Raw genomic sequence first — 22,247 nt, 5'->3', positions numbered from 1 at the left:
GTCAGTCGAGTTTCTTGTTCACGTCCACCAGCAACGCGGCGATCTCTTTGCGGCGTCCGGCATCGGCACTTTCCCGGCCTGGGCGAGGAGCGGCTTGCAGGGCCTTGAGCAGCGCTGCTTTGGCTTCAGCGTAGCGTTTTTGACGGTAAAGGTGATCGCCCCAGAAGTACAGACTGTCGATTCCCTCGGGGTTGAGTTGCAGGGCCTGTTTGAGCAGTTGTTCGGCCTTGTCGCTGTCGCCGAAACCGATCGGCCAGCCCGGCACCCGGTCGTACAGCGCGGCGAGGCTGGTGTAGGCCGAACCTTGCAATGCCTTGGGGTCGAGGGTCAGGGATTTTTCCAGATCGGCTTTGGCGTCCTTGGCTTTGCCCAGGGCCCCGAGCCCGCCCTCGGCACCGGCCCAACTGCTGGTGACGATGCCTTTCCAGATCCAGGCCTCGGCGACGGCCGGCCGTTCCGTGGCGAAGTGCGTTGCCTGAACGGCCAACTGTTCAAACGCAGCGGCCCGCTGTTTTTCCGGGGTCTCGTATTGGATGTGCGCCCAGCTCTGCTGGATGCTGTTGAGGCGTTGTTGATCGGCAGCGTCCAGCGCCCAGACACTTTGACTGAGGGCGCCCAGCAGCACACAGGCGAGAAGTTTTTTCATGGTTTCGGCGTCTCGTTTTCAGGTTTTTCACTCAGGCGACGGATCAACGGCAATTGCTTGCGCAGACCGCGATCCACCAGATTGGGCAGCAGGCTGTTGAGGCGTACGAAGAAGCGCTCCGGCCAGCCCAGATAGAGGTCGCGGCGATCGCCGGCAATCGCATGGATCACGGCGGCGGCGACGGCTTGCGGGTCGTCGACGCTGGATTTGAGTGCATCGTTCAATGCCTGGGCTGCGGGGCTGTTCATGCTGGTGCGGGTGGCGCGCGGTGCGACATACAGCACGCCGACCCGGGTATCCGCCAACTCTCGGCGCAAGGCCTCGGAAAATCCGCGCAAGGCAAACTTGGTCGCGCAGTAACTGGCATAACCTGGATAGCCGATCGAACCATAGGTAGAGCCGACGTTGACCACCATGGCACTGTCGGCCTGCTTGAGCAGCGGCAGCAACAGTTTGGTCAGGCAGATCGGTGCACTGATGTTCACCGCCAGCATGGCGTTGATGTCGCTGTCGTCGAGCTGTTCCAGCATTGCGAAGTGATTGACCCCGGCGGCGTTGATCAGCAGGTTGATGCCGCCGATGGCCTCGGCGGCGGCCAACACCTTGCGCCGGTCGCTGAGGAACGTCAGATCGGCGGCGACCCAGCACAGGTTCTGCGGGTAAAGGTCAAGCAACGGGCGCAGCGATTCCTGATGCCGCGCGACCGCCAGGACCTGCGCACCGGCAGCGCACAAGGCACGCGTGATCGCTATCCCGATGCCGCCGCTGGCACCGGTCAGCACCACACGGGCTTCATGCAGCTGCATGTTGAGCCTCCGCGTCACGGGGCAGGCCGCGGAACATGTCGGCGTAGAGCCGATAGACGACTTTCGAGGCATGGATCACCGCCGCCTGGTCGGCCGGATCTTCCAGCTGATTCATCAGCCGGCGATAGGTTTGCATGTGCTCGATGTCCAGCGAACCGTGGGAACTGAGGTAGCTGAACGCCGTTTCCGGCAGGGCCAGACGTTCGCGGATGCTGCCCGCCGCATGGGTGGCCAGGGCGATACTGGTGCCCTCGAGCACGTTGACCATGCCAAACAGACCCACCGGATTGCCCCGGGCGATCAGGTCGTAGAGAAAACTGACCATCAGCTCGATCGGCAGCGACGGCTGGCCATCACGCACCGCGTTACGGTCACCGCCACAGGCCTCGATGTCGTTGAGTACCCATTGCTCGTGGCCGTATTCGTCCTCGATGTATTCGCACACGGCTTTGCGCAGCCATTCAAGGTGCGTCGGCAGGCGTGCACCACAGGCCATCATCAGAGGTACGGTGTGGCGCACGTGGTAGTAGGCCTGGGCGAGAAACGCGCGATAGCTTTCAAGGCTGACCTTGCCTTGCAGCGCATCGAGGATGATCGGCAGATTGAACAGCTCGTGGCGTTCCTGGTGCGTGGCTTCTTGCAGGGTGTCAAAAAAACTCATGGTGCGGATTCCTCGGAAAGGGCGGATTCGATAAGCACGGCGCGGTACTGCGCGACGATTGACTCGCGGCGCGGGCGACCGTTGGCGGTGAGCAGGCCGTTGGCGGCCGTGAAAGGTTGTTTGAGGCGTGTCCAGTGATGCACCTGGGCGTAATCGGGCAAGGCCTCGTTGGCAGCGGCGACGGCAGCCGCCAGTTGAGCATCGGTGCAGTCCGGACGGTGCGGCCAGAGCAGGGCGCGGTTGTGCGGCAAGGCTTCGCCATACACAAAGGCCTGGGCGATGTGTTGACGCTGGGTCAGTTCGGATTCGACCCATTCCGGGTTGACGTTGCGACCGAAACTGGTGACGAACTGATGCTTCTTGCGGCCCTTGAGGTAGAGAAAACCTTCCGGGTCGAACTCGCCCAGATCGCCGCTTGGCCACCACTCATCGGTGTACGCCGGTTCGCCAAGGTAACCGAGCAGGGTCGAGCCTTTGATCAACACCTCACCGTCTTCGGCCAGGCGCACGTCGACGTGGGGCAGGGGCCGCCCGACGCTCCCCGGACGCCGAGTCCCGGGCCGGTTGAGACAAACCACCGAGGCGCACTCGGACAGGCCGTAGCCTTCGTAGACCGGCAGGCCGACCCGTTGCGCGCGGTGCAGCAGATCCTCGGAAACCCGTGCGCCACCGACGGCGGCAAAACGCAGCGATCGCGGATCGAAGGCTTTCTGTTCGGCAGCGCTGACCAGTAACAGCAGCAATTGCGGCACCAGGATCAGGCTCTCGGGTGCCCGGCTGGCCAGACAGCCGAGCAAGCGCGGCAGGTCGACGCCGCTGGCGCCCTGGATGCCCAGGGTTCTCTGGCTCGGCACGCTCAGCGTCGCACCGGCATACAGCGCCGCGTAACAGCCAAGGTTTTCCAGCAGGATCGCCAGTGGCAGCAAAGCCACGTGATGCTGGGGAGCGGTGGGTTTGCTGGCCTCTTCCAGCTCCCGAGCGACCCGCAGCAAACTGTCGGCGCTCAGGCACACGCCCTTCGGTGTACCGGTGGTGCCGGAAGTGAACGTCAATTTGGCGGTACCGGCGGGCAGGCGGTTCGGGCCTTCAAAGGCGCGGCACCAGAATTCACCGCGTTGTTCATAACCGGCGGCGAGCAGTTCGCTCTCCAACTCCGGTTCAGCGATCACCCGTTCGGCCTGGCTTTGTTCCAGGCAATGGGCACGTTGTGCCGGACTGAAGAACGGCGGCAGGGTCACGCACGTCAAGCCTTCAAACAACGCCGCCAGATCCCAGAGTATGGCCTCGACACCGTTATCCAGTGCCAGGGCAATGACCTTCACGTTTTCATCGCGCAAGCGTTGCTGGCGGTACATCACCTCGGCGTACAGCGTCGTGTAACTGACTTTCAGGGTGTCGCCCCACAATGCCAAAGCGTTGTCATTGCGCCCTGCATGGCTGCGCAGGGTTTCCTGGAATCGTTGCCGTTCAAGCGACATGGCAGGCTCCTTCGATAGACGTCGGCAAACCCAGCCGGCTGAACAGACCGATGTTGCGCAGATGGATGAAACCGGCGCGGATATTGCCCACGTGCACCCAGGGTTTGCTTTCGTAGTAACTGCCCCAGTGGTGACGGTCATCGCCCAGACGTTCGGGGTCGGCGGCGCACAGCGTCACGGGTTTCAGACCCAGGCGATGGAAGCTGTTGACCAGTCCGATATTGCCGGTGAAGGTCACCCATTCCAGACCGCCCATGGCCAACAGGTAAGTGATGGCAATGATGCTCAGGCGTGCGCTGCCGGTGTCGTTGGCCGCAAGGTTGCCGACTTCGACAATCGCGCTGCGCTCCACCGGACGCTCGGCGGCCGCGCTGATCAAGGGCTCGATCGCCTCGTCCAGGTAGCGTTCAAGAAACAACGGTTCAAGGTGCGCACGACGTACCCCGGCCACTGCGCACAAGTCCCCGGAGTCGTTGTGCACACCAAACAGTTCAGGCATGAAATGGCGGATATCGGCGCCGTGGGCCTTGCGAAAGCGTTGTTGAATGAACGCTTCGAACGCCGCTCGTTGAGCATCGCCGGGTTGGGCGCTCGACAGCTGCATCTGCGGTGTTTCGCCTTGGCCAAAATGCAGGGGCAGGGGAATGTTCCAGTCAGAATCGGGCATGGGCTGAACGCCTCCCTCAATAGGTTTGAGTGGAGTATCCGGACCATTTCTTAACGAAGTCTGAAGGTGAAAAAAGGTTAACGAACGACGGATCTTCAGATTGTCTTAAGACTTCCCCGGCAGGGTGACATCGTCGGTTCGCCCGGCAACCGGATCGAGACAGCCGAATGAATCGGCCGTCGCTCACCACAATCACGAGGCAACTATGACCCGCGACATGGCCGCACCCCGTTATGGAAAACTGTCGATCACCTTGCACTGGCTGATGCTGGCGCTGTTCGTCGGCGTGTATGCCTGCGTTGAAATCAAAGGCTTCATGCCCCGAGGCAGCGAAGCGCGAGGCCTGTTAATGGGCCTGCACGGAGTGTTCGGCGCGAGCATTTTCGTTCTGGTGTGGGTGCGCCTGTTTGGCCGCCTGACGCCGCGTCCGCCGATCACCCCCAAACCGCCTGCCTGGCAGACGGCAGTCGCGCACTTGATGCACCTGGCCCTGTATGGGCTGATGATCGCCACCCCGGTGCTGGCCTGGCTGATGCTCGCGGCCGGCGACAAACCTTTTCCGTATTTCGGCTTTCATGTGCCAGCGCCGGTGGCGGTCGATCCGAACCTGGCCAAGCAGATCAAGTACTGGCACGAGCTGATCGGCAATGCCGGTTACTGGCTGATCGGCCTGCACGCCGCTGCCGGGCTGTTCCATCATTACTGGGTCGGTGACGACACCCTGGACCGGATGCTGGGCGGGCGCAATCGCTCCTGAGGACCAGGCCTGCTCAGTCAGCCAGGTGTTCCGGCGACACCACCCATACGCTGCACGGAATCTTGTACAGCAGGTGTTCTACCGTGCTGCCGACCAGCCGGCCTGCGCCGCGATGGCCGACGCGGCCCATGACGATCATGTCGATGTCATACCCGCTCGCGTAGCTGCAGAGCACCTTGGCCGGGTTGCCCATGACCATGTGCTGGCGCTCGTCCGGAATGCCATTGCGTTCGGCCAGTTCGCGAAAGGCCGCAGCCTGGGCATCGAACAGGGACTTGGCGGCGCTGGAGGAGAAGAACGCCGAGGCATTGTCGAAGCCGAATTCATTAGCGCTGATCGATGACAGATCATGGGCATACAGCACATCGAGTTCGGCATTGCACAGGCTGGCCAGTCGGGCGGCCTCGCGCAGGATCCGGTCGTTGAAGCCGGCGTACTGCCCGTCACGGTGGAACGGGTCCACGGCGGCCAGGATCTTGCGCGGCAGGGCATGCCCGACATGGCTGACGAAATGCAGCGGCACCGGGCATTCGCGCAGCAGGTGAATATCCAGCGGGGTGAACATCAACCGTGACAGGAACGATTCCGGCTCCAGCGCCTTGATCAGCGCCGCCATGGGCTGCTCTTTGAGGTGAATGAGGATTTCCTGTAAGGGTCGTTCCACCCACACCACTTCCGTGGTGACGGTGACCCCGAGCTTGCGCATCGAATGCGCCCGTTCTTCGAGCCACTGACGATGACGCTCGATATAGCCGATTCGCATCTGTTCCAGTGCTTGCTCGTTGACCATGCTGGCGGTCGCCAGACCTTCCAGATAATCGAAAGCCACGATGTGCAGGGCCGCGCCCGCCGCCTTGGCCAGTGCCGCCGCACGGTCGAAGGCAGGGTTGTTTTCCATCAGGGGTGAGGCGACCAGCATGTAACGCGGTTGTTCTGACATGACGACTCTCCTTGGGGCAGGAAGCGTTGAACCGATGGTTACAGGCTGCGCCCGGCGTGCGGTGGACGTTTGATCTTTGTCAAACAACCGGTGGTCGGCAGAACGCCGTCAGACGGGTGGTCAATCGTCGCGGATGTCGTCGATTGTTGATCATTATCAAGTGCCGGTCTGGCAGTGCGGCGCAGGCTGACCACGAGTCGAATCCTTCAGGAGAATGCTCATGGCCACCATGAAAGCTGCCATTTTTGTCGAAAAAAATCGCATCGTGCTGGATGACAAACCGATCCCGGAAGTCGGCCCGCTGGACGCTTTGGTCCGGATAACCACCACGACAATTTGCGGTACGGATGTGCACATCCTGCGCGGCGAGTACCCGGTGGCGAAGGGTTTGACGGTCGGTCACGAACCGGTGGGGATCATCGAACGTCTGGGGTCGCAGGTGCGCGGGTTCACTGAAGGGCAGCGCGTGATTGCCGGCGCCATCACCCCCAGCGGGCAAAGTTATGCGTGCCTGTGTGGTTGTGGTTCCCAGGACGGGCCGGACACTCGTCATGGTTTCCGGGCCATCGGCGGGTGGAAGTTCGGCAACACCATCGATGGCTGCCAGGCCGAATACGTACTGGTGCCCGATGCCTTGGCCAATCTTTGTCCGATTCCTGATGGCCTCAGTGATGAGCAGGTACTTATGTGTCCGGACATCATGTCCACCGGTTTCTCCGGTGCCGAACGGGGCGAGGTGAGCATCGGCGACAGCGTCGCCGTATTCGCCCTCGGCCCCATTGGTCTGTGTGCAGTCGCCGGTGCCCGGCTCAAAGGCGCCAGCACGATCATCGGTGTCGATGCGGTGGCCGAGCGCATGACGGTAGCACGTCGATTGGGCGCCACCCATGTCGTCAATTTTCGCGAGGGCGACGTGGTCGAGCAGATCATGGCCCTCACCGATGGGCGCGGTGTCGATGTCGCGATCGAGGCACTGGGCACGCAAGGCACCTTTGAATCGGCGTTGCGCGTGCTGCGTCCGGGTGGCCGCTTGTCGAGCCTGGGCGTGTATTCGAGCGACCTGCGCATTCCGCTCGACGCCTTTGCGGCCGGGTTGGGCGATTACAGCATCGTCACCACCCTGTGCCCCGGCGGGAAAGAGCGTATGCGGCGTTTGATGGCGGTCGTGCAGAGCGGCATGGTTGACCTATCACCGTTGGTGACCCACCGGTTCAAACTGGATGACATTGAAGCGGCCTACGCTTTGTTTGCACACCAGCGTGACGGTGTGATGAAAGTGGCGATTACCCCGTGAAGGCGCGTCCGGCCCGTCGGCACGCTCACTGCGGGTGACGATGGCAGCCGACGATCAACTGCTTGAGCCCGTCCATGTTCTGAATGGTGACGTCGCGGCCGGTAATCTCCACCAGTTTTTGGTCGCGCAGGTGGGCGATGCCGCGACAGATGGTTTCGAGACGCAAGCCCAGGTAGGAGCCGATTTCCTCACGACGCATCTTCAACACAAAGCTGCGCGACGAATAACCACGAGCGCTCAAGCGTTGCGACAGGTTCAACAGAAACGCTGCCAGACGTTCATCCGAGCTCATATTGCCCAGCATCATCAGCATGTCGTGATCGCGAACGATCTCCCGGCTGAGGATCCTGTTCAGGTTGTGCTGCAGTGACGGCAGCTCCCGGGCCAGTTTTTCCAGCTGGCCAAAAGGGATGGGGCAGACTTCGCTGTCCTCCAGCGCGACCGCGTCGCAGGTGTGCAGATCCGAACTGATGGCATCCAGACCGAGCATTTCACCGGCAATCTGGAACCCGGTGACTTGCTCGCGACCATCGATCGACAGCACGCTGGTCTTGAATGACCCCAGCCGCACGGCATAGAGGGAACGCAAAGGATCACCGGCACGGTAGAGTGCCGCGCCTTTTTTGACCTTCAGTCGCTGGGCGATCAGCGTGTCCAGACGCTCGATTTCTCCACCGTTCAAGCCGAGCGGTAGACACAGCTCCAGCACGCTGCACCGGGAGCACGCCGTTTTGAGGTATTGATCGCGATACGAGCGAGTTTCTGCCACCGCAAAGCCCTCACCATGAATTGTTGATCATAGTTCTCGGGTCGCCATTGACACGGAAAAAACCTTGTCGACCGCCGTTAAACGACGAATGGATCCGAGTCAGTCAAAACGTCCTCGCGCATCAGAAACAAGTTGTGAGTGACTGGGGGCACATCACTGCGATCAAGTTGATAAAAATCAGTGAGCCAGAAGAATGCCTGCCGATACTTGAGCAGCAGAATTCCTGATCGTGATCAGGCTGAGAGGAAAATCCCCGCTCATGTCGCTCTTCAGGAAATCAGCTTTTCAATCATCCAGGTAAACGTTTCAGGGAGAGGCACGTGGTGCTCAAACTCAAACGCATTCTATTGATAGCCCCTGGCGAAATGACCCAGACCCCGGCTTTTGAACGCGCCTGTGCGCTGGCTCTTGCAAACGGAGCACTGTTGCATATCGTCGCGTTCGATTATGTCCCGGTGCTGGCAGCGGCCGGGCTGTTTGCACCCGAGGCAATGGCCCAGGCGCGGGAAGGGTATCTGCAAGTGCATCGGCACTGGCTGGAGCAGCAGGCCCGCTTCAAACGATGCATCGGCCTGAACGTGACCACTGAAGTGGTCTGGGCCAGATCGAACCTGGCGCACGTGCTTGAGTACGTGAAAGACTTTCATCCGGACCTGGTCATCAAGGATACCCATTACGTCCCTGCACTCGACCGGGCTTTCCATCGCCCGCTGGACTGGCGCTTGCTGCGCGAATGTCCGGCACACCTTCACCTGGTGACAAGCGCCGGGCATGCCAGGCCAATGAAAATTCTTGCGGCGGTCGATCTGTCGCATCTGGAAGAACTGACGCAAGGTTTGAACGACCGGATACTTGACCTTGCCTGCACGCTGGCGGCCGGTTGCGGCGCGGCGCTGCATCTGCTCAATGTCGGTTGCTGGGCGGTCATCGACGACGGGGCCATCAGCGTGCCGACAGGCAGCCTGGATGGCAGTCTGAAAGACGCCATCGAGGACGCCCAGCAAGAAGCTTTCGAAGCACTCGCTGAACGCTATGGCATCCAGAGTTCATGCAGACACTTGCTGACCGGCATCCCGCAAAAGGTCATCGGCCTGTTTGCCCGGCAGCACGCTTTCGACATGGTGGTGCTGGGCACGCTGTATCCCGACGGTACACACCGATTCATCGGCAGTACCGTCGAAAGCATGTTGAACCAGGCTCCCTGCAGTCTGATGATCGTCAAACCGCCGCAGCCCTGCGAGTGAATGCGGGGTACTGCCGAGTTTGCACTGGATGAGAAACAACGCTGGTTGCGGCCGGAGGAGGTATTTCAATGATGTTATCGATCAACTCAAGTCACGGATCGATGCGGCCCACGTGTGGCCAGCGATTGCCGATAGGGCACCGGTCAATAAGCGTCCCGGGATCACGTATGCCGATGGTCCGATCCCTTTATGAGTGACGCACTGGGTCTGGCGGGGGCCGCCGCGGCGTTGGGCATCGGCATGCTGGTCGGTCTGGAGCGCGAGCGGCACAAAGGGCGCGGCGACAGCCGTGCCTGTGCCGGATTGCGCACGTTCGCGATCACGGCGCTGCTGGGTTACGTCGCGATGCAAGTGGGCGGCGCACTGCTGTTGGGCATTGTGGGCGGCTGTCTGGCGGTGCTGATCGGCGTGGCTTATTGGCGCAGCCTGAGCACTGATCCGGGGCTGACCAGCGAAGTGGCCTTGATCACGGTGCTGGTACTGGGTGCGCTATGCGGCACAGCGCCGGAACTGGCAATCGCCATTGGCGTGGTCATGGCGGGGCTGCTGGCTTACCGGCAGAAACTCCATCACTTCGCCCGCAGCCAGTTGAGCGAAGCGGAGATGCGCGATGGGTTGGTGCTGCTGATCGCAGCATTGGTGGTGTTGCCGCTGACGCCTGACCGGTTCATCGGTCCCTACTCGGCACTCAACCTGCGCACTCTTTGTACATTGACCGTGTTGCTGATGGCCGTCGGCGCCATTGGGCATATCGCCGTGCGCACGCTGGGTGTGCGCTACGGCTACGCGGTCAGCGCCATCGCGTCCGGTTTCGCCTCCAGCACCATGACGATTGCGGCGATGGGGCATATCGCCCGCAAAGACCCGGAGCACCTCAAGGTATTGAGTGCGGCGGCCCTGCTGTCGAACCTGGCCACGGCGGCGCAGGTCGCGCTGATCCTCGGCGCGGTCGACACCGCGCTGTTGCCGCACCTGTGGGGGCCATTGCTGGCCGGATTCGGCGTTACGCTGCTGTTCAGCCTGGGCCTGCTGTTCCCCAGGCCTGCGGTCGCTGCGAACCAGCCGATCAAGGTCGGCGGGGCGTTCAATCTCAAGCTCGCGCTGGCGGTCACGTTGACCATGGCCGGCGTGACGTTTTTGTCTTCGCTGATGCTCGATCACTTTGGCGAGGCGGGCGTGATGCTGACTGCCGTACTCAGCGGATTCGCCGATGCTCATTCTTCCACGGCGTCGATTGCCACCCTCGCCAAGGGTGGACTGTTGGATTACGCCGCCATTGCGCCGCCCGTGCTGCTGGCGGTCAGCAGTAACGCATTGAGCAAATGCCTGGTGGCCTGGATCAGTGGCGGACGCCGTTTCGCCGCGTATGTCATACCCGGTCAAATTCTGTTGACCGCTGCCATGTGGGCCGGTCTGCTGGTGGATCGAGCGACGATTTGACCGGACACTGACAAAAATCAAAGTGCTCGTCGGTAAAAGGGACAGCCTGAGACTCATTCCCTGCCATCGCTCAATGTCGAGGTGCACCATGTCACAGGAACCCCGCCTGCTGCTGATCGCTCCGCCCTCCATGCACCACACGCCGGCATTCGATCGTGCCTTGGCATTGGCGCAGGCGCTGCAAAGACCGCTGCATATCGTGGCATTCGATTATTTACAGGCGCTGGCCGTGGTCGGGCTGTTTGCCCCCGAACAGGTGGCCGTGGCCCGTGACGCCTACCTGGAGAGGCATCGCCACTGGCTCGAAGAACAGGCAACACGGATGCGTGGACACGGGATCGTTGTCACGAGCGAAGTGGTCTGGGTTCAGGACCCTTACGCGGAGATTCTGCAATTCATCAATGAAATACCGCTGGTGGTGATCATCAAGGATGCTCATGAAGAGTCGGCCTTGAAACGGGTGTTCTTTACCCCGCTGGACTGGCAACTGCTGCGCGATTGCCCGATCCCGGTACACCTCGTGACCAACGCCTTGAACCCACGCCCCCGTCATGTTCTGGCGATCATCGACGTACTGCGCAGCGAAGATCAGGATCTGGTGTTCAACGACCAGATTATCGATGCCGCATCGAAGCTGGCCAGGGTGTGCAATGCGCGGCTGCAGTTATTGCACGTCTACGATTGGACCGCCGCCTATGCGCAGGACTTCGGGTTTGGTGCGTTGCCGCTGGCCACCGGTATCTACGAGGCACTGGGCACAGCACAGCATGAGGCGTTTGCCGCGATGGCCGAGCGTCATGGCGTGTCGAAGGAGTGTCGTCATTTCATCGAAGGTGTGCCGGTGCCGGCCATTTGCCGATTTGTCGAAGAGCAAAACGTCGACGTGATCGTGGCGGGGACGGTGCAGAACAGAGGGATGAACAAACTCTTGGGCACCACGGCCGAACAGCTCTTGCACCGGGCACCGTGCAGTGTGTTGGCGATCAAGCCGGGCAGGGGGCTCTAGCGTCGGAGCACCGGCGATCGCCCGTACGGACGTTCGCCGGCGACAGAGGCTACAAGTACAGGCTGTGAATGACCTGGCGGGGATCGTCGGGGTCATTGTGGCGTTCGAATCCCAGCGCCCGCGCCAGATCGCGCATGGAAGCATTGCTGGCGGCATCGACCGAATACATCCGATGCATTCCATTCTTGCGCGCCGCGGTGATCAAGTGCTCCATCAACAAGGTCCCCAGCCCCAGATGCGTCCATTCATCGGCAACGGTAACGGCGCATTCGCACTCGTGTTCACCCGTGGCGGCATAGCGGCTTACGCCGATCTCGATCAATTGGCCGTTGTCGTGCACCAGCGCCACGTAGGCCAGGCGCAGGCGATTATCGGTATCCATCAATTGATCCAGCATCGTGCCCGACGGTTCGTTGATCTGCGCCAGAAAACGCATGTGTCGCGACTCGGGAGACAAGCGTTGGATGAACGCATACTCGCGTTCCCGATCCTTTTCCGAAAGGGGCCTGATCAGCACATGGCGACCGTCCCTGAGTGCTTCGATCCAGTGTTGCCCGGCGATCGAGGCATAGGCATTGGCGGCTCGTTCGTTGTGGTCTTTGACGGTGAGCATGAGGAGACCCTCCTTGCGGTTTTAAAGACAGGTGCGGGACACAGCGCCCTGCAGTCACTTTCTTTCTACGCTGCTCAATGGGCAGGAATCTGATCTGGGTCAGAGACCGGCGATGTTGAATGGTCCGAAGTTGATGTAAATCAACTGCGTGCCAGTGGCGCAGGCTCAGGCTCAAAGCCTGCGGTTGTCTTGCGGAGGTGTGTGATGGGGCAATATCAACGTTTGCTGCTGGTCGCCGACCAGACCCTGCATCAGACGCCCGCCATGCTGCGCGCGGTGGCGCTGGCCAAGGCGAGCGGGGCGGCACTGGACGTTCGGGTCTTCGCTGAACCGGCACCCGTGGTTCGCCTGTGGGAGGACAAAATCGACGAGGTCGGCTATCAGCGCTATCTACGCCACCACCGTCGCTGGGTAGCCGATCAGCTTGAGCAACTCTCGGACCAGGGACTAAAGGTCACGGTGGAGGTGGTGTTCACCACCCACGCGCTGCTGGATATCCTGCGGGCTGTCGCAGACCTCAAACCTGATTTGCTGATCAAGGATGTGACGCTCGAACCCCTCCTGAAGCGGGTTTTCATAACGCCGCTGGATTGCCATTTGCTGCGCGAATGTCCGGTGCCCGTGCATCTGGTCAACGAGGTCCGCTACAGCCTGCCGCATCGGATCGTGGCGGCCGTGGATCCGTTCGATCCCGAGACCCAGATCAGCGGTCTGAATGACACCATCATTCAGACCGCCAACGCGCTGGCCACGCAATGTGACGCGCCCATGCACCTGCTCTACGCCTATGACCTGTCACCGGCCTTCAATGGCGACACGCCGCTGGTCGGTACCGGATGGGGAGTGGATTTTGTCGAGGAGCTGCGGCAGTCCCTGCACCAGGCTTTCATCAACCTCGCCGATCGCTACGGGATCCCGCCCGAGCGACGCCATTTTGTGATGGGGCTGCCAGTGCCGGTCATCAGCGAGTTTGTCGAGCAATACCTGGCGGATGTGGTCGTGATGGGCACGATGCACCGCGCAGGTATTGACCGGTTGATGGGCAGCAATACCGAGCGGGCGCTGTATTCGGTACCCGGCAGCATCCTGGCGGTGGGGCCGGTCGTTCGAACCGAAGTGCAAAGTCCTGGATCTGACGAGAGGTCTCTATGAGCCAGTATCAACGGTTGTTGCTGATCATCAATCCGCTCCTGCGCGAGTCCGCTGCGATCAACCATGCCGCGGCGCTGGCCAAGACCAGTGGCGCGCTTGCACATATTGGCGCTGATTCCCTCGCTCGACGGTTTTTCGCTGCTGGAAACAGGCAACCGGCAGCAATTAGTGTATTGACATATCGAACAATCTCGATATCCTCGCCGCATGGACCTGATCGAAGTATTCAAAGCACTCTCAAACCCGGTACGGCTTGAAATCCTGAAAGGCTTGAAAGACCCCGTAAAGAACTTCCCCCCGCAGGACGAGGGCGACGTTCACACGGTGGGCGTGTGTGTGAGCAGTATTCAAGAGGGCATCGGACTCTCGCAGTCAACGGTGTCCGGTTATCTTGCAACGCTGCAGCGTGTGGGCCTGGTTGAAGTCAGGCGCATCGGTCAGTGGACCTACTACAAGCGCAATGAAGCCAACATCAGCGCCTTGGCCGAGGTCATAGGGAAAGAGCTGTAAAAAAATTTATCGCATGATATCGAGATATCTCGATATCCCTTATTGTCGATACGAGGATTCACCATGAAAGCGATGCTGCTTGAATCATTTGGCAACCCGGAATCGTTCACACTCTGCGACGTGCCCAAGCCTGTGTCGGAAACGGGACAAGTGCTGGTCCGGGTACACGCCACCTCGATCAATCCATTGGATTATCAAGTCCGACGCGGCGACTATCAGGATCTGGTGCAACTGCCGGTCATCACCGGACATGACGTCTCCGGCGTAGTCGAGGCGGTTGGCCCGGGTGTGACGGCTTTCGCGCCAGGTGACGAAGTCTGGTACACGCCGCAAATCTTCGACGGCCCCGGCAGCTATGCCGAGTACCACGTGGCGTCCGCCAGCATCATCGGCAAAAAGCCTTCCTCGCTGAGCCACCTCGAAGCTGCCAGCTTGAGCCTGGTGGGCGGGACAGCATGGGAAGCCTTGATCGTGCGGGCAGCGCTCAGAGTAGGGGAGAGCATCTTGATCCATGGCGGCGCAGGCGGCGTCGGACACGTCGCCATCCAGCTCGCCAAAGCGATGGGCGCCAAAGTGTTCACGACCGCGCGTGAAGCAAATGCCGAGTTCGTCCGCCGCATGGGCGCCGATGTGATCATCGACTACGAAAAGGAAGACTACGTCGACGCCATCCTGCGAGAAACCCATGGCCTCGGAGTGGACGTAGTGTTCGACACCATCGGCGGCGACACCCTGTCGCGCAGCCCCGACGCACTCGCGCAACTTGGCCGCGTGGTCTCGATCGTCGACATCGCCCGGCCACAAAACCTCGTTCAGGCGTGGGGCAAGAACGCGAGCTATCACTTCGTTTTCACCCGCCAGAACCGCGGCAAGCTCGATGAATTGAGTGCCCTGGTGGAACGCGGTCAACTGCGGCCACATGTTGGCGCGGTGTATTCGCTTGCGGAGATTGCGCTGGCCCATGCTCGGTTGGAAAGTCCTAATAATGGTCTTCAAGGGAAGATCGCGATTGCGGTTGTGCCGGCGCCTCGTTCGGGTTCTGTGGGGGATGCGTCATGATTTATGAGATCGCTTTGTTGCCTGTTCACGCAGAACGTGTTGATGAGTTCCGACGTGCATTTGCCGAGGTTGCACCTTTGCTCCGCCGCGCGAATGGGTATGGCGGGCACATGCTTGCGCAGGGGATTGAAACGCCGGAGCGGTTCAACTTGATCGTGCGGTGGGAGTCGCTGGAGGCTCATACGGATTTTGAGGCGGGTGAAGATCACAGGATCTTTATGCTGAAGTTGGAGGGGCATTTTTCGGAGGAGCCGCAGGTTTATCACATTGAGGGGGCGGCTTTTACTGCGGGTGGAGATGATGGGGCTCTTTGGCCCGGAAACTGAAACTTGCGTTTGTGATGAGGGCGCCGGACTGGGTGCCAGTCCGGCTTTTGTCCGGAATTAAACGCTCTGCGCTTTGGTTGTTTAAATCAGTCCTGCTGTCACACCCGGATGCCCACAGCGCCTTGCGCCGTCCCCTACACCTAAGACAGAATCCGCCGGCTTGTGCGTCTGGACCCCCGACCGTAACTTGATTCCCGTCACTGCCCATCAGTGATCGGGTCTGCAAGCCCGCCGGAAAACCAGTCGCACAGCCTGCCAAAAGGACGCTCGTTCGCGCCCGCTCAATGGCGGCTTTGTGCGGGAGACCCTCGGGTCTGCCGGGTGCCTGGTTTCCCGGTCTTGCAGACCCGCACATGGCTGCCACCCATCATCTGCAAGTGATGCTGGTAGCTCCTAATCAAAATCAGGAGTTTCACCATGATCAAACCGACACCGAATCCCCCGAAAACCGATCCGGTTTCCCCCTACAAATTCCCCGACTCCCGAACCCTGAACGAGGCAGCCGAACGCGCGCTCGACCATTACCTCACTCCGCAGCAACGGATTATGGGGAGTCATCACAAACACGATCCGATGTATATGGCCAATCCGGCGTACGACACTGAATCCCTGCTCGCCAACGCCAGTGAATCCCTCGGTTCGGCCAGCGAGATGCTCAACAACTTTGCGGCCACGCTGGAGCCCTCTCACCGTAAGACTGCGATAGGGATTGCGCAGATTGTGATGCTCGGGGAATTGGCGGTGAATCAGGCGTTGGATAACGTCGAACTGAAAACTTAAGGCTGTATTTCAGTAAAAAGGGAGCAGATTCATTACCTGAATCTGCTCTCTTTTTTGTTCGTTGAGCTCAGCCGTTTGCGTTTGCTCTCTTTTCCGCCGTCACGATGCAAGCCTTGTAGAAATTGGAATGGAAATCGCTGATCGCTTTCTGCTGCAAGCTCTCGCTTGAGTATTGAGGAATCTCGTACGCCTCGCGGATCAGCGACTTGAACACTTCACCCACATACTCGTTCTGCTTACCTGCCGCTTCGGCCAATTCCCACACCGAAGCCATAGGCACGCCTTGCTGCCTGGTTTTCATGACCTGTTTGGCCGAGTTTTCTATTCGTTGGCACTCTTCGAGCTCTTCCTGCGGTACGGGAGAGGCAAGGGCGGAAAAACTGATGGTGAAGGTTATCGCTGCTGCAAGGCATTGTTTGTGCACGAGGTGTCGTCCCTGGTTTTGAGGCTGAACCTTATCATTCGGGGGGCGGCGCCACCATTGCAGGCAGGGAGAAAGAGCGCCAGGTGCTGGCACGCGGCCACGCCTTGCGCCCCCCGATTTCCGCTGTCACCCTTCAGCCCGTTCTTCAAGGATCAGAAGAAGGAATCAAGGATTGAGTGGCTACATTCCCAACCCGCCTAAAAACTATCGCAACAAAGGAACCGACCCCGTCGATATTCATGCCCAGCGTTGGGCTGAGTATGAGAAACACGGGAAGGAACCGGCATCGGCTCGTGAAAAAATCGGCATTGCCCTGCGGATCGGAGTGTTCTTCGATGGAACGGGGAATAATGCCAATAACGCTGCTGCGGGTTTACTTTGCGGTGCCCATCATCCCATTGCTGCTCAAGATATTGATGCGAGCTGCAAGCCGTATATGAGTGATCCGGATAGTAGTTATGGCAATGATGTCAGCAATATCAAAAAGCTGAGTGAGCTGTATGACACGCCTGAGGCAGCCGAAGGTGAGGGCACGCGAAAGCGTGCTTTTCGCATGGTGTATGTCGAAGGGATCGGCACCCGTTCAGGTGAAAAAGACAGCACCTTGGGAGCAGGTACTGGGCGTGGCGAAACCGGAGTTGCCGGTCGTGTTCAATCTTCGTTCGTATTGATCAAGCAGCGGATCAAGGAGGCGCTGGACGAAAATCCGGGCTGTGAAATTGTCTCCCTGACATTCGATACCTTCGGCTTCAGCCGTGGTGCGGCAGCCGCTCGGCATTTTGCAAATGAAGTCGTGCGCGGCAAACAGGGTCCTTTAGGAGAAATCCTTCGAAGTAACGCAGCTTCCTTGAGTTCTACTTTCAGCGATCAATATAAAAGCGATATCAATATGGGCTTTATAGGCCTGTTTGATACCGTTCCTTCCATTGCTGGTTGGTCCAATCTGGGCAACATCAAAAGCCCCGTTGCAACAGGCATCAAGCTTTATCTGGATCCACGCTATTTCACGGATGTCCTCCAATTGGTCGCGCGTGATGAGTGCAGGGGAAATTTCGCCCTCAGCTGTGTAACGCCAGATCACCAGGAGATTATTTTGCCCGGTGTACATTCCGATATTGGTGGGGGTTACCTCGAGGAAGCGGATGAGTGCGTACTCGTCAGCCCGATGCAGACACTGGAGGTGTCGCTTAACACTGATGTCGTGACCACCTCGATTTATCAAGATGCTTTAACCGTGAAAAATCAGTGGCTCGCCAATGGCTGGCCTTCTGAGATGCTGGAAATCGTCACGCCACCGCCACTCCTTATGCCAAATAATCCGCAGGATCGGCTTAGTCCACAAATCAAGCGCGTCTACGCCGCCGTGCAGCTCAAACGTCCAGTGAGCGGGATGCTTTCCAGAGTGTGTTTACGCGTGATGCATCAACAGGCCAAAGCCAAGGGAGTTCGCTTCAACGATATTCCTGAGACTCCCGAGTTTTCCATTCCTACAGAGCTTCAAGCTTTGTGTGATCGTTTTGTCTCTGGCGACTACAGCACCAGCGCACAAGAAGAGCAAATCCTCAAACTCAAGTACATTCATACATCAGCCAACTGGAACCACCCACTCGGCCGAAGGGATGGAAGTGGCGTGAAAGCGGTTTACATCAACGCTCCCTCGTCAGATGCAATTCGAGTAAAACACCCGCACGTACCTGACTGGACGCTTTGGTAATGAAGCTACTTGTAACCCTGCTCTGCGCACTGCTCACGACCGGTTGTTCCGCAGACCCGCTTTCAGCGAAAAACGACCCAAAATCCCCATGGTGGGAGCTGGGGTTCACAGAGCCTCACTACATGAAGGTATGGGTGGAAGATACTTCGGTGGAAGACATCAAAGGAAGAACGTTCCTGCACACCGGCGGAGGATCCGCCTCGGGCGGGCAACCAGAGGATGGCACAGAGTCAGCCCGAGGTTGGCATGGCGTAGGCGGCTCTGCAAAAGCAGTAGTAGGCGCCGATCTTCCCAAGCGGATCTTTGTTCGTTGGCAATCTATTGTGGAGCCTCAGACCTATCGTGCTTGGGTGGATATACCGGAAGAAGCCAGGCAGCTAATGCTGACGTCGGTCAACCAGCGATGTGCGAAAACTCCGGAGGAAACGGCCACCTATATTTCTTCCGTTTATTTAGGGTTGGCGCCGGGCGGAGTTGTGCAAGTGTGGGTTAGAGACTCTTGTCATCACCCGGTCAAAGTGGCTAGGGCGCAAGCTGAGATTGAATCGCTGGGTCCGAGCCAAGGCAAAAACCAGGGACGTTACGCTTATCCGGTCAGCGAAAAGTCAAAGCGTTATATCGACAAGTTCGGCATCCCTTACGGCAGTTGGTAATGCTTGAGATGTTGTGGGGAAGGGGAAATAAATCCATCCCCATTTTTACTCTGGTAATGAAATTCCTTGTCACCCTGCTCTGCCCGTTGTTCATGACCGGTTGTCAGTCTGCTGACCCACTGTCAGCAAAAAATGACCCCAAGTCTGAATGGTGGGAATTGGCTTTCACTGAACCGAATTACATGAAGGTTTGGGTGGAAGACAGTTCTGTGCAAGACATTACGGGCAAAGTCTTCTTCAGAACGGGTGGAGGAACAGCAGCAGGCGGAGAGCCTGACGATGGAGCCGAGTCTGCCCGTGGTTGGACAGCCGTTGGTGGCAGCGGAAAACGTGTTGTCGGCGCTGACTTACCTGTTCGTATTTACGTTCGATGGCAATCCATTGTGGAACAGAAAACCTGGCAGGCATGGGTGGATATACCGGAGGAGGCCAGACAAATAATGGTGAAGTCCACAAGCCAGCGCTGCCCTGAAACACCGGAGAAAACTGCGCGGTTCATGGCCTCGGTTTATCTAGGGCTGGCGCCAGGCGGAGTGGTACAGGTTTGGATCCGAGACTCATGTCGACGCCCGATCAAAGTGGCCCGAATGCAAGGTGAGATAGAACCACTGGGCCCGGAGCAGGGGAAGAACGAAGGACGTTACGCGTATCCAGTCAGTGAAAAGTCCAAGCGCTACATCGAGAAGTACGGCATTCCTTATGGAAGCTGGTAGCTATCAGCGAATGAAGCGATTCATCACCTTGTTTTGTGCTTTGTTCATGACTGGCTGTCAGTCTGCGGACCCGCTGTCCGCCAAAAACGATCCTAAGTCCCAGTCGTGGGAGCTCGCATTTACTGAGCCTTACTACATGAAAGTGTGGGTGGAGGATAGTGCTGTCGAAGATATAAACGGCAAGCTGTTCAAGCGTACGGGAGGAGGTACGGCTGCTGGAGGGGAGCCTGAAGACGGTAAAGAATCTGCACGAGGCTGGCACGCATTGGGCGCTGCTGCAAAGCCAGTGATTGGTGCCGATCTCCCCAAACGCATTTACGTGCGTTGGCAATCGATTGTCGAACCTCAGACCTACAGTGTTTGGTTGGATGTGCCCGAAGAGGCCAGACAATTAATGAGAACGTCGGTCGATCAGCGTTGTCCGGAAACTCCGAAGGAGCAAGCGAGTTATTCCGCTTCTATCTACCTGGGACTGGCTCCCGGCGGGGTTGTACAAGTCTGGGTCAGGGACTCATGCCACCATCCAGTGAAAGTGGCCAGGGCCAAAGCCGAAATCGAACCGCTAGGTCCGAGTCAGGGTAAGAACCAAGGGCGTTACGCTTATCCGGTCAGTGAAAAATCCAAGCGTTATATCGAAAAATTTGGCATTCCGTATGGCAGTTGGTAATTCTTGGAAAACGGGGGCGAGTCGGAAAAGATAGGGCGGCTCTTTTGATAAATAGATGCGTCCCATTTTTAAATCTGCCCGCATCCCTCCCTGACTCATTGAACAAGCTGCCGGATCCCCAGAGACAAGATCAAACCACCGCATAATTGGTCAATAGCTTTTTTCCTCCTTCGATACGCTGACGCGATGTCAGGTTGCGAAAGAGCGATTGCGACCACTCCATACCAAGTCATTGAAACCACCACTACGACTGCCAGCATCGACAAAAACGTGCTTGTTGACACGTGGGCGGCGGCTGCCGCTGAGAAAATAGCGGCGTAGAAGGCCATGGATTTAGGGTTGCCGATGTTCGTGATGACTCCTTGAATGAATGGTTGCTGAAAATTCCCGACGGCAGCCTCGTTACTGGTGGAAAGCGTGTTCTTCCCGGCATTTAGCAGCAGTCGCAGTCCAAACCACATCAGATAGGCTGCCCCCAGAACTTTTACGAATAGCGCCGCCCAAGGAAACGCAGCAAATACAACGCCGATACCTGCTATTGCACAGGTGGCCCAGAGTAAGTTGACCAATACAATGCCTGCCACCAAGGCCAAAGCTTCTGACCGCGACGCAGCTACCGCTTTGTGGACTACCGCAACGAAATTGGGTCCTGGAATAACGACACCGGCCAGGTAAACCAAAAAGACTGTCAAAACAGCGGGGTCATCGATCATGTGCATTCCTTTGCGAGCTCAGTGGTTGGAGAGGTCATCATTCGTTTCAAGACTCAACATACCTGCTACTTTCGGTTGTCATCCGATGAGCAGACCATTTTTGACGCTTATTAAGTGATCATGTCAACGGCAGTACTCCCCAGCCGCTCCCCATTAACCACCACATGCACCGCATGCACCCCCGCATAGTGCTTGCGCGTAGTGAAATCCTTAATCACCTGCCGCCGCGCCACAACCGCATTCCCAAACCCCTCCAGCTCCAACGTCTTCAACTTGAAAACCTTGGCCGACGTCCCGCCATTCGCCTTCACATAGTCAATCGCATAATCAATCACCAGCCGCTGTTCAACTGGGACCAACGATCGAACGGTAAATGACAAAGTTATCGTCTCGCCAAGCCGCACAACCGCCGGCTCCACCTTCACATCCAGCAACTCAACCTCAGCCTTCGCCCCAGCGCCTATAACCGTAAGCGCCCGAGAATTCCCCTGTTTGATCAAACTCCGCAACGCATGTTTGGCAATCCAAGCCGTGTGCTTGTTGTCCAGCGACCACCCCTCAATCGTATCCAGCACCCACTCCGGATGTTCTTTCGTCACATCATTCAAATGATTCGCCACGGACTTGCGCACGTACAAACTTTCATCGGCTTTCAACCGATCAAGAATCCCGGCAGCCAACAGCGGATCAGCCTGCACCGGTTCCAGTCGAAACGACCACGGCAGGCGAGGGCGGCTGCCTTCGCTGGCGAGTCTTCGGACGTGGTGGTTTTCGTCTCGGGTCCAGTCGTGCATCAGTTCCAGCGAGCGTTCCAGGTCGCTGCGCAGGAAGTGGCGGATGGCGAATTCGGAGGAACCGAAGGTGGTGAAGTACTTCAGGGCTTCCATGGAGGTGTCGAACGCGTGCGCGCCGTAGCTCGCGACGTAGTGCGGCAGGCACATGCTGACGAAGCCGCTGTTCAGTCGTGGGGCAAGTTCGCGCAGGACAGTGAGGGAATCTGCGTAATCCAGCGGCAGCACCGCGTGCAGGCTTTCGCTGACGCGGGCCATGCGTTGCATGACGGAGAGGTCGGCGAGGCCGTGGTTGGCGTGCTTGAGAAACGCCTTGGCCTTGAACGCCGGGTACACGGCGCTCATTTCTGTGGCGATGTGTTGCAGGCGTTCGGCGTTGAAGATTTCTTTGAGGGCCGGGGCGGCGGTTTCGGTGGTGCTCATG

The 22,247-nt window shown here is 58.8% G+C and carries 25 protein-coding genes and 1 pseudogene; 15 read left to right on the top strand and 11 right to left on the bottom strand.

What is annotated here, in order from left to right:
• Position 1: 1 nt before the first annotated feature.
• The 5 genes from ACTJK7_RS14690 to ACTJK7_RS14670 are packed head-to-tail and all read right to left on the bottom strand — an operon-like array spanning position 2 to position 4,258.
• Entirely contained in the window at positions 2-646 is a 645-nt protein-coding gene (locus ACTJK7_RS14690) for a tetratricopeptide repeat protein (protein ID WP_440780049.1), read from the bottom strand.
• Positions 643-1,452 (bottom strand): SDR family oxidoreductase, encoded by an 810-nt coding sequence (locus tag ACTJK7_RS14685; RefSeq protein WP_064379487.1) that lies wholly within the window; start codon positions 1,450-1,452, stop codon positions 643-645. The genes ACTJK7_RS14690 and ACTJK7_RS14685 overlap by 4 nt, the downstream gene beginning before the upstream one ends.
• On the bottom strand, positions 1,439-2,113 hold the full coding sequence (locus tag ACTJK7_RS14680; protein WP_011334723.1) for a TenA family transcriptional regulator: 675 nt from the start codon (positions 2,111-2,113) through the stop codon (positions 1,439-1,441). The genes ACTJK7_RS14685 and ACTJK7_RS14680 overlap by 14 nt, the downstream gene beginning before the upstream one ends.
• Positions 2,110-3,591 carry an AMP-binding protein gene (locus ACTJK7_RS14675; RefSeq protein WP_440780050.1) on the bottom strand — a complete coding sequence of 494 codons (1,482 nt, stop codon included), beginning with the start codon at positions 3,589-3,591 and terminating at the stop codon, positions 2,110-2,112. Before ACTJK7_RS14675 ends, ACTJK7_RS14680 begins: the two co-directional genes overlap by 4 nt.
• Positions 3,581-4,258, bottom strand: a complete 678-nt coding sequence (locus ACTJK7_RS14670) for a thermostable hemolysin (RefSeq protein WP_064379481.1) — start codon at positions 4,256-4,258, stop codon at positions 3,581-3,583. The genes ACTJK7_RS14675 and ACTJK7_RS14670 overlap by 11 nt, the downstream gene beginning before the upstream one ends.
• A gap of 205 nt (positions 4,259-4,463) precedes the next feature.
• On the opposite strand from ACTJK7_RS14670, the gene ACTJK7_RS14665 reads away from it, so the two are divergent.
• The gene (locus ACTJK7_RS14665; RefSeq protein WP_440780052.1) at positions 4,464-5,015 is read left to right on the top strand and encodes a cytochrome b; all 552 of its coding nucleotides are present in this window, start codon (positions 4,464-4,466) and stop codon (positions 5,013-5,015) included.
• 13 nt (positions 5,016-5,028) lie between these two features.
• Here the strand turns inward: ACTJK7_RS14665 and ACTJK7_RS14660 are convergent, their stop codons facing one another.
• Positions 5,029-5,955, bottom strand: coding sequence for a universal stress protein (locus ACTJK7_RS14660; RefSeq protein ID WP_440780054.1), 927 nt, complete (start codon positions 5,953-5,955; stop codon positions 5,029-5,031).
• 220 nt (positions 5,956-6,175) lie between these two features.
• On the opposite strand from ACTJK7_RS14660, the gene ACTJK7_RS14655 reads away from it, so the two are divergent.
• Positions 6,176-7,249 (top strand): NAD(P)-dependent alcohol dehydrogenase, encoded by a 1,074-nt coding sequence (locus ACTJK7_RS14655; protein WP_440780055.1) that lies wholly within the window; start codon positions 6,176-6,178, stop codon positions 7,247-7,249.
• A 25-nt stretch (positions 7,250-7,274) separates the two neighbouring features.
• Here the strand turns inward: ACTJK7_RS14655 and fnr are convergent, their stop codons facing one another.
• Complete coding sequence (fnr, locus tag ACTJK7_RS14650; RefSeq protein ID WP_108562496.1) at positions 7,275-8,018, bottom strand: fumarate/nitrate reduction transcriptional regulator Fnr; 744 nt, start codon at positions 8,016-8,018, stop codon at positions 7,275-7,277.
• A 323-nt stretch (positions 8,019-8,341) separates the two neighbouring features.
• Here fnr and ACTJK7_RS14645 point away from each other — a divergent pair, with 323 nt between their 5' ends.
• The 3 genes from ACTJK7_RS14645 to ACTJK7_RS14635 all read left to right on the top strand — a co-directional run bounded on the left by ACTJK7_RS14645 (position 8,342) and on the right by ACTJK7_RS14635 (position 11,708).
• On the top strand, positions 8,342-9,262 hold the full coding sequence (locus ACTJK7_RS14645; protein WP_440780056.1) for a universal stress protein: 921 nt from the start codon (positions 8,342-8,344) through the stop codon (positions 9,260-9,262).
• A gap of 189 nt (positions 9,263-9,451) precedes the next feature.
• Complete coding sequence (locus ACTJK7_RS14640) at positions 9,452-10,702, top strand: MgtC/SapB family protein (RefSeq protein WP_108562493.1); 1,251 nt, start codon at positions 9,452-9,454, stop codon at positions 10,700-10,702.
• A gap of 88 nt (positions 10,703-10,790) precedes the next feature.
• Positions 10,791-11,708, top strand: coding sequence for a universal stress protein (locus tag ACTJK7_RS14635; protein WP_440780058.1), 918 nt, complete (start codon positions 10,791-10,793; stop codon positions 11,706-11,708).
• Between the two features lie 49 nt (positions 11,709-11,757).
• Here the strand turns inward: ACTJK7_RS14635 and ACTJK7_RS14630 are convergent, their stop codons facing one another.
• Positions 11,758-12,321, bottom strand: coding sequence for a GNAT family N-acetyltransferase (locus tag ACTJK7_RS14630; protein ID WP_011334713.1), 564 nt, complete (start codon positions 12,319-12,321; stop codon positions 11,758-11,760).
• Positions 12,322-12,525: 204 nt separating this feature from the next.
• Here ACTJK7_RS14630 and ACTJK7_RS14625 point away from each other — a divergent pair, with 204 nt between their 5' ends.
• The 6 genes and pseudogenes from ACTJK7_RS14625 (at position 12,526) to ACTJK7_RS14600 (ending at position 16,148) form a co-directional block, all read left to right on the top strand.
• The gene (locus ACTJK7_RS14625; protein WP_440780059.1) at positions 12,526-13,473 is read left to right on the top strand and encodes a universal stress protein; all 948 of its coding nucleotides are present in this window, start codon (positions 12,526-12,528) and stop codon (positions 13,471-13,473) included.
• Positions 13,470-13,635: pseudogene (locus ACTJK7_RS14620) on the top strand (universal stress protein); the annotation flags it as partial. The gene ACTJK7_RS14625 and the pseudogene ACTJK7_RS14620, both read left to right, overlap by 4 nt.
• A gap of 45 nt (positions 13,636-13,680) precedes the next feature.
• Complete coding sequence (locus ACTJK7_RS14615; RefSeq protein WP_007950555.1) at positions 13,681-13,983, top strand: ArsR/SmtB family transcription factor; 303 nt, start codon at positions 13,681-13,683, stop codon at positions 13,981-13,983.
• A gap of 63 nt (positions 13,984-14,046) precedes the next feature.
• Positions 14,047-15,042 (top strand): zinc-dependent alcohol dehydrogenase family protein, encoded by a 996-nt coding sequence (locus ACTJK7_RS14610; protein ID WP_440780060.1) that lies wholly within the window; start codon positions 14,047-14,049, stop codon positions 15,040-15,042.
• On the top strand, positions 15,039-15,368 hold the full coding sequence (locus tag ACTJK7_RS14605; protein ID WP_108562482.1) for an antibiotic biosynthesis monooxygenase family protein: 330 nt from the start codon (positions 15,039-15,041) through the stop codon (positions 15,366-15,368). The genes ACTJK7_RS14610 and ACTJK7_RS14605 overlap by 4 nt, the downstream gene beginning before the upstream one ends.
• A gap of 417 nt (positions 15,369-15,785) precedes the next feature.
• On the top strand, positions 15,786-16,148 hold the full coding sequence (locus tag ACTJK7_RS14600; protein WP_108562480.1) for a DUF6124 family protein: 363 nt from the start codon (positions 15,786-15,788) through the stop codon (positions 16,146-16,148).
• Positions 16,149-16,215: 67 nt separating this feature from the next.
• On the opposite strand, the gene ACTJK7_RS14595 is transcribed toward ACTJK7_RS14600, so the two are convergent.
• Complete coding sequence (locus tag ACTJK7_RS14595) at positions 16,216-16,572, bottom strand: hypothetical protein (RefSeq protein WP_108562478.1); 357 nt, start codon at positions 16,570-16,572, stop codon at positions 16,216-16,218.
• A 172-nt stretch (positions 16,573-16,744) separates the two neighbouring features.
• On the opposite strand from ACTJK7_RS14595, the gene ACTJK7_RS14590 reads away from it, so the two are divergent.
• From ACTJK7_RS14590 to ACTJK7_RS14575, 4 genes are read left to right on the top strand one after another with little or no spacing between them, the layout of a single operon-like run.
• The gene (locus tag ACTJK7_RS14590; protein WP_108562476.1) at positions 16,745-18,286 is read left to right on the top strand and encodes a phospholipase effector Tle1 domain-containing protein; all 1,542 of its coding nucleotides are present in this window, start codon (positions 16,745-16,747) and stop codon (positions 18,284-18,286) included.
• Positions 18,286-18,939 carry a DUF2931 family protein gene (locus ACTJK7_RS14585; RefSeq protein ID WP_108562474.1) on the top strand — a complete coding sequence of 218 codons (654 nt, stop codon included), beginning with the start codon at positions 18,286-18,288 and terminating at the stop codon, positions 18,937-18,939. The genes ACTJK7_RS14590 and ACTJK7_RS14585 overlap by 1 nt, the downstream gene beginning before the upstream one ends.
• A 56-nt stretch (positions 18,940-18,995) precedes the next feature.
• On the top strand, positions 18,996-19,652 hold the full coding sequence (locus ACTJK7_RS14580) for a DUF2931 family protein (protein ID WP_108563697.1): 657 nt from the start codon (positions 18,996-18,998) through the stop codon (positions 19,650-19,652).
• A 10-nt stretch (positions 19,653-19,662) separates the two neighbouring features.
• Positions 19,663-20,319, top strand: coding sequence for a DUF2931 family protein (locus ACTJK7_RS14575; protein WP_108562472.1), 657 nt, complete (start codon positions 19,663-19,665; stop codon positions 20,317-20,319).
• 95 nt (positions 20,320-20,414) lie between these two features.
• Here ACTJK7_RS14575 and ACTJK7_RS14570 read toward each other — a convergent pair whose 3' ends face one another.
• Together ACTJK7_RS14570 and ACTJK7_RS14565 are read right to left on the bottom strand one after the other, a co-directional pair.
• Positions 20,415-21,032, bottom strand: a complete 618-nt coding sequence (locus tag ACTJK7_RS14570; protein WP_108562469.1) for a LysE family translocator — start codon at positions 21,030-21,032, stop codon at positions 20,415-20,417.
• 110 nt (positions 21,033-21,142) lie between these two features.
• Positions 21,143-22,246: a DNA alkylation repair protein gene (locus ACTJK7_RS14565; protein WP_440780062.1), complete on the bottom strand. Its 1,104-nt coding sequence runs from the start codon at positions 22,244-22,246 to the stop codon at positions 21,143-21,145.
• Position 22,247 lies beyond the last annotated feature (1 nt).

Source organism: Pseudomonas sp. 22085 (assembly GCF_052045815.1).
GTDB lineage: Bacteria > Pseudomonadota > Gammaproteobacteria > Pseudomonadales > Pseudomonadaceae > Aquipseudomonas > Aquipseudomonas glycinae.
The sequence above is the reverse complement of the archived record's forward strand: the minus strand, read 5'-3'. Positions and strand labels throughout refer to the sequence as shown.

Coding starts and splice junctions, on each gene's coding strand:
- ACTJK7_RS14690 (WP_440780049.1), bottom strand. CDS start 646: ATGAAAAAACTTCTCGCCTGTGTGCTGCTGGGCGCCCTCAGTCAAAGT.
- ACTJK7_RS14685 (WP_064379487.1), bottom strand. CDS start 1,452: ATGCAGCTGCATGAAGCCCGTGTGGTGCTGACCGGTGCCAGCGGCGGC.
- ACTJK7_RS14680 (WP_011334723.1), bottom strand. CDS start 2,113: ATGAGTTTTTTTGACACCCTGCAAGAAGCCACGCACCAGGAACGCCAC.
- ACTJK7_RS14675 (WP_440780050.1), bottom strand. CDS start 3,591: ATGTCGCTTGAACGGCAACGATTCCAGGAAACCCTGCGCAGCCATGCA.
- ACTJK7_RS14670 (WP_064379481.1), bottom strand. CDS start 4,258: ATGCCCGATTCTGACTGGAACATTCCCCTGCCCCTGCATTTTGGCCAA.
- ACTJK7_RS14665 (WP_440780052.1), top strand. CDS start 4,464: ATGACCCGCGACATGGCCGCACCCCGTTATGGAAAACTGTCGATCACC.
- ACTJK7_RS14660 (WP_440780054.1), bottom strand. CDS start 5,955: ATGTCAGAACAACCGCGTTACATGCTGGTCGCCTCACCCCTGATGGAA.
- ACTJK7_RS14655 (WP_440780055.1), top strand. CDS start 6,176: ATGGCCACCATGAAAGCTGCCATTTTTGTCGAAAAAAATCGCATCGTG.
- ACTJK7_RS14640 (WP_108562493.1), top strand. CDS start 9,452: ATGAGTGACGCACTGGGTCTGGCGGGGGCCGCCGCGGCGTTGGGCATC.
- ACTJK7_RS14635 (WP_440780058.1), top strand. CDS start 10,791: ATGTCACAGGAACCCCGCCTGCTGCTGATCGCTCCGCCCTCCATGCAC.
- ACTJK7_RS14630 (WP_011334713.1), bottom strand. CDS start 12,321: ATGCTCACCGTCAAAGACCACAACGAACGAGCCGCCAATGCCTATGCC.
- ACTJK7_RS14625 (WP_440780059.1), top strand. CDS start 12,526: ATGGGGCAATATCAACGTTTGCTGCTGGTCGCCGACCAGACCCTGCAT.
- ACTJK7_RS14615 (WP_007950555.1), top strand. CDS start 13,681: ATGGACCTGATCGAAGTATTCAAAGCACTCTCAAACCCGGTACGGCTT.
- ACTJK7_RS14610 (WP_440780060.1), top strand. CDS start 14,047: ATGAAAGCGATGCTGCTTGAATCATTTGGCAACCCGGAATCGTTCACA.
- ACTJK7_RS14605 (WP_108562482.1), top strand. CDS start 15,039: ATGATTTATGAGATCGCTTTGTTGCCTGTTCACGCAGAACGTGTTGAT.
- ACTJK7_RS14600 (WP_108562480.1), top strand. CDS start 15,786: ATGATCAAACCGACACCGAATCCCCCGAAAACCGATCCGGTTTCCCCC.
- ACTJK7_RS14585 (WP_108562474.1), top strand. CDS start 18,286: ATGAAGCTACTTGTAACCCTGCTCTGCGCACTGCTCACGACCGGTTGT.
- ACTJK7_RS14580 (WP_108563697.1), top strand. CDS start 18,996: ATGAAATTCCTTGTCACCCTGCTCTGCCCGTTGTTCATGACCGGTTGT.
- ACTJK7_RS14575 (WP_108562472.1), top strand. CDS start 19,663: ATGAAGCGATTCATCACCTTGTTTTGTGCTTTGTTCATGACTGGCTGT.
- ACTJK7_RS14570 (WP_108562469.1), bottom strand. CDS start 21,032: ATGATCGATGACCCCGCTGTTTTGACAGTCTTTTTGGTTTACCTGGCC.
- ACTJK7_RS14565 (WP_440780062.1), bottom strand. CDS start 22,246: ATGAGCACCACCGAAACCGCCGCCCCGGCCCTCAAAGAAATCTTCAAC.